Genomic DNA, 4550 nt, shown 5'->3' on the forward strand with positions numbered 1-4550 from the left:
GCGGTGGCCGCCTCACGTTCGGAACGCCACGCCCCCAGGGCCCGGCGTACACCACGCTAGGGGACGCTACTCGTCGCGGGCTGCGCCGGCGGCTGACCGCACGGTTGCGCACGGGCCGGTCGATGCGCCGACGCCGCCGGCGCCCGGACCAGCGGACCCCGCGCTTCATCGCCCCAGGGCTGCTGATCGATCAGCGCCCGGCTGTGGTCGAGGAGCGGGTGCAGATCGGCGATTGGGAGGGTGACCTCATCGTGGGGGCGAGGGGACGTTCGGCGATCGGGACGCTGGTGGACCGCACCAGCCGCTACGTCCGGCTCGTGCACCTGCCGCACGGCCACGCCGCGCAGGTGCTGACCGATGCGCTGGAGGCGCTGGTGGAGGGCCTGCCGCAGCCGGCGCGGCGGACGTTGACTTGGGATCAGGGTTCGGAGACGGCTCGACACGACCTGGTGGCTGCCTGGTTCAGCGAGGGCGTGTACTTCGCCGCCCCGGCCAGTCCGTGGATGCGGGGGTCGAACGAGAACATGAATGGGCTACTGCGCCAGTACTTTCCTAAGGGCACGGACCTGAGCGTCTACACCGCCGGGGATCTCGCCAGGGTGGAACAGCTGCTCAACACCCGTCCACGGAAGGTCCTCGGATGGGCGACACCGGCCGCCGTGTTCACCGCAAAGCTGTCATGCTGAAACCACGTCGGTGTTGCGACGAGCTGTTGAATCCGCCCCTCCCTCGTTCCGGTTCTCGATGATCGTCCATGGGGCAGGTCAGAGGGCATTGGATAGTTCGACGGATGACAAAATCAAGGGTGTCACTCACCTGGGGACCTTGGAGGGTACCCACACGACAGGAGCACCACCATGACCCACCACCAGCAGAGTCCCGAGGAAATGTGGGCCCAAGCGAAATGGGCTGCCCTCAACTCCGAGTTCCAGGCGGAAATCGAGCAGGCTCTCCTCGATGGCCCGTGGATGCAAGTGCGCTCTGAAGCTCTCCTTGAGGCAGTAGCGGCCGCCCAGCGCGCCGGTGAGGACCCGAACCAGTACGGTTCCCCGCAGGCACTCGTAGAGGCATACGGGCTGGAGTGGCCCACTGAGCCGGAATCGCCCGCCGATGGACAGGGTGTCAACGGCGGGTAAAAGCTGATCCCCTGGCGGCAGGGGGGGGGTTAGCTTGGATTCCAGACGCCGTCGATAGCTTCCGTGTTGTGGTTACCGGTGCGGGCGCTCACGAGCAGGCTGTGATGGCGCCTGTCGTGGTCTGGGGTTGTTGGCCTGTTGCTCGGCCTTACCGAGTGCGACAGGCGCAGGATGAACATCCACAGCTTCATCCTCACCCCACCGATCACCGCGGCGAACTCCCCGAAGTCGACCTCGGCCTCCTGGGCCGAGGCGTGGGTCTGGGGCACCTTCACCTGCAGGCACTGATCAGTGATCTCCCGGCGCAGCTCCGCTACGAGGGCCCGCACGGTGGACTCGGCCACGACCACCCCTTCCTCCTCGAGAAGGCGCTGGTACACCCGCCGGGCGGTGTGGCGCTGCTTGAGCGGCACCTCCTGGTCGGTGACCAGCCATCGGCGCACCGTGGCCACCTGTGGGCCCAGCACTGGGGCCACCCGCTCAGGGACCTTCCGCGCCGACGGCCTCGCATCGGCCAGCGCTTGGCGCACCGTGCGCCGGTGGACCCTGTGCTTGGCGGACAGAGCCCGGATCGAGAGGCCGGAACTGCCGTACGAGCAGGTGATGTTGACTTGGCTTGCCCATGAGACGGGCACTGCCGAGGTCCGGGGTGCGACTGTGCAGTCGCTCGTCGGCCTGTGGACACCAGGTGCAGGGTAGCCCATTTCCACTACTTTACATAATAGACTTTTCGGACATGATGGCTCAGATATCACTTCGCATGCAGCAGTTCCCCTCGGGATCGAGCAGGATCAGCGCTCGGATGTTCTGAACGTCGTCGGCTGGCATGAGGGTGAATCCCAAACGGCGCAGCACGACCAGGGCACCCGCGTTGGAGCCGGTGGTGTCCGCCCGCACTCCAGACGCCCCGAGTGAAGCGGCCCGACGCAGAGCTGCAGTCAAGGCCGCTCGCCCAACGCCACGACCACGGGCGCTACGAGTCAGCCATATGCCCATCTCCAGGACGCCATGCTCATCAGTGTGCTTGAGACGCACGGAACCCACGACCCACTCGTCGGCGACCACGGCCCAGGTTGCCTCTCCGGCCGGCCCGGCCAGTCCGGTGCGACGGACACGGTGGAAGTCACGTAGCCACGCGACTCGATCCGATGTCCATCCTCGGCCGGCCGTTAGCGGCGGAGTCACCTCATCAGCCCCGGCATCAGTGGTCGCGGCACGGACGAGCTGCGCCAGCACGGTGTCATCCACGGCGACCAGCACAACAGAGGAGGTTTGTTCAGCGGCCACGGCAATAATGCTACGCAACGCACCTCGATGCCTTGCCTGATCCGAGAGCTGCGGCCTGCTGACCGATCCCTGACTCGTGCGTCCGGAGAGAGGCATCCAACGTCTTCGTGAGGTGCGCTACGCGGTTCCTGTCGACTGGCGCGGGGACATCAGTTGAAGACGTCGATGAGGGCAGGAACTGCGCGTTGACGAGCCCGCTCGATCAGTGCATCTCCCAGGTTTGGATCGCCGGCTGCTCCCAACTCTGATGCACGAGCAACCGCCACTCCACATAGGGCCGGTTATCAGCGGATCTACGAGGACGATAATGCGGTAGGCGTTCCCCTCTTGTGCGTCGTGGTTCCCGCACGAACCGGCCGGTAGCGTCGTGAGCGTGACGAGTAGCGGCGACGCAGAGGCCCACACGCAACTGATCGACAGCCCTGCAGCACCCACGGTCGGTCAGATGGCCGTGCGCTCCATACCGACTGTCCTGGTCGCTGTGGCCGGTCCTCCGCTGGTGGCTGTGATCCTGCCTGGCGGAACGGGGGACGGATGGTGGTTCCTGGCCGTCTTCTCGCTCTTTGCGGTGGCCGGGCTGGTCCAGTACCTCGTGCAGCCGTCGCAGCCTCGACTGGACAAACGGGTCAGTCAGGAGCGGTGGAAGTGGGCGCTCTCGTCGGTCACCACAACCAGAGCAGTGCCGGTGGATCCGGGGGTACGGGCCAACGCGGCGGCGGTTGCCTGCACTGAGATCCAGATGTTCGTGGTGCTCATCTCCTTCATCCTGGGAGTCGTCCTGGGCCTGCTCATCCGTCCGGAAGCTCCGTGGTTGAGCTTTCTCGGCGCCCCGATAGGCATGGCGCTGGTCTCGGCCTTCCGGCTCCGCCGAAGCCTGACCTACCTGAAGGTGTTGCACACCCAAGCCCAAACTGACGGCCAACAGTCTCAGTGCCAGTAATTGAGGAAGCTGCGCGATGCGCGCATCCTCGCGGAGACTGCCGTAGCTCCGATGATCTGTGAAGTCTGCAGAATTGCATGAGGGGTTCGAAGCCGCAACCACAGGTACTGAAGAGCCCCAACCAACTCGTTTCCATTCACAACAATGCATGTTTGGCTGATGTACGTGACCGAAGGGAGACCTCAGTGAGCTCTGGCCACACCCCACAATCGAACTGGCGGTGGTGGTTCGTCGGCTTGGCCGGGCTTATGCTGTTTTCCCAGCTACTTTTCGGTCTCATGACCGGTTGGGACATCGGGCGCACGATTAGTGTCGTTGTAGCAGTGTTGTTCGCTCCGCCTCTCTTGCTTCAAATCTGGCAAGTCCGTCAGAAACGCCGTGGTGAAGCGAATGCCCCGATCGGCGGAAATGTTTCGAACGGGAAGCCCGGCAACGAGGGGGGTTTCCACAATGAACCTTAAAGCGACGAAAATTGGGTACATATGGGCCCTGATAGCACTTCAAGCACTTGGCGTACTTTTCTTGCTACTCATGGACCGGGGCCTTCCTAGTGTGCTTGGAATGCTGATCGGCCTAAACGGGGGACTGCTGATCATATTGATATTAGCAATCGTCGGAAAAGTTCCATTGAGCACTGATCGGGACACCACTGCCTGAGCACAACATCGTAACCCTCTGCGCGTTAATCGGCACTATCCGTGAAAATCTAGTCCGCGAGATGAGGCACGCCCGTGGACGTTGGCCACTACCTGCGGCTAGTCCTGGCGCAACACCGACGCCACTTGGCCTAACGCGTTGCAGCGGGGGTTGGCCTCCGCATCGTTTAAGCCCTGCCCTGGAAACCACCGGGGTTCTTGTCGCGCCTACTTTCCCGCGCTCCACGCCGTTTCCGCGCGCGCTCTTCCATCTGCTCCACTCGTTGACGCTGGAACTCCTCATCGGCGGGATTGGATCGCTCATGGTCGGGAAAGGACTGGCGGACCATCCGAAACCCCACAAAGATCATCAGCACACCAACAATCAGGAGACTCACGCCTAGCCAGTAGATGGCGCCATCAACACTTCGGCCGAGTTGAAAATCGTGACGCCGCCACCAGCTGCTAGTGGCCCGTATTTGAAGTCGTTGAGCGGTTGGCTTTCTTGAGGATTTCGGTGCTGGTCTTGGTCCACACGAACGGGTGACAGCG

Annotated in this window: 5 protein-coding genes; 3 read left to right on the forward strand and 2 right to left on the reverse strand. The window is 63.5% G+C overall.

Going from position 1 to position 4550, the window contains the following annotated elements; translation table 11 throughout:
- Window positions 1-686: IS30 family transposase (locus tag ACFYE1_RS17145; RefSeq protein ID WP_387745654.1), on the forward strand; the 686-nt coding region annotated here is incomplete at its 5' end.
- Window positions 687-857: 171 nt separating this feature from the next.
- Window positions 858-1136, forward strand: coding sequence for a hypothetical protein (locus ACFYE1_RS17150; protein ID WP_387745657.1), 279 nt, complete (start codon window positions 858-860; stop codon window positions 1134-1136).
- 29 nt (window positions 1137-1165) lie between these two features.
- On the opposite strand, the gene ACFYE1_RS17155 is transcribed toward ACFYE1_RS17150, so the two are convergent.
- Both ACFYE1_RS17155 and ACFYE1_RS17160 read right to left on the reverse strand, forming a co-directional pair.
- Window positions 1166-1612, reverse strand: a complete 447-nt coding sequence (locus tag ACFYE1_RS17155; protein ID WP_387745660.1) for a hypothetical protein — start codon at window positions 1610-1612, stop codon at window positions 1166-1168.
- A 268-nt stretch (window positions 1613-1880) separates the two neighbouring features.
- A complete protein-coding gene (locus ACFYE1_RS17160) occupies window positions 1881-2423 on the reverse strand; it encodes a GNAT family N-acetyltransferase (protein WP_387745663.1) in 543 nt (180 codons plus the stop codon).
- Window positions 2424-2790: 367 nt separating this feature from the next.
- Between ACFYE1_RS17160 and ACFYE1_RS17165 the strand changes: the two genes are divergently transcribed.
- Window positions 2791-3363, forward strand: coding sequence for a hypothetical protein (locus ACFYE1_RS17165; protein WP_387745665.1), 573 nt, complete (start codon window positions 2791-2793; stop codon window positions 3361-3363).
- Window positions 3364-4550 lie beyond the last annotated feature (1187 nt).

The organism is Kocuria nitroreducens, assembly GCF_042879195.1.
Taxonomy (GTDB): Bacteria; Actinomycetota; Actinomycetes; order Actinomycetales; family Micrococcaceae; genus Kocuria; species Kocuria nitroreducens.

Excerpts from the sequence above, each read along its gene's own strand:
- ACFYE1_RS17150 (WP_387745657.1), top strand. The coding sequence starts at position 858 with ATGACCCACCACCAGCAGAGTCCCGAGGAAATGTGGGCCCAAGCGAAA.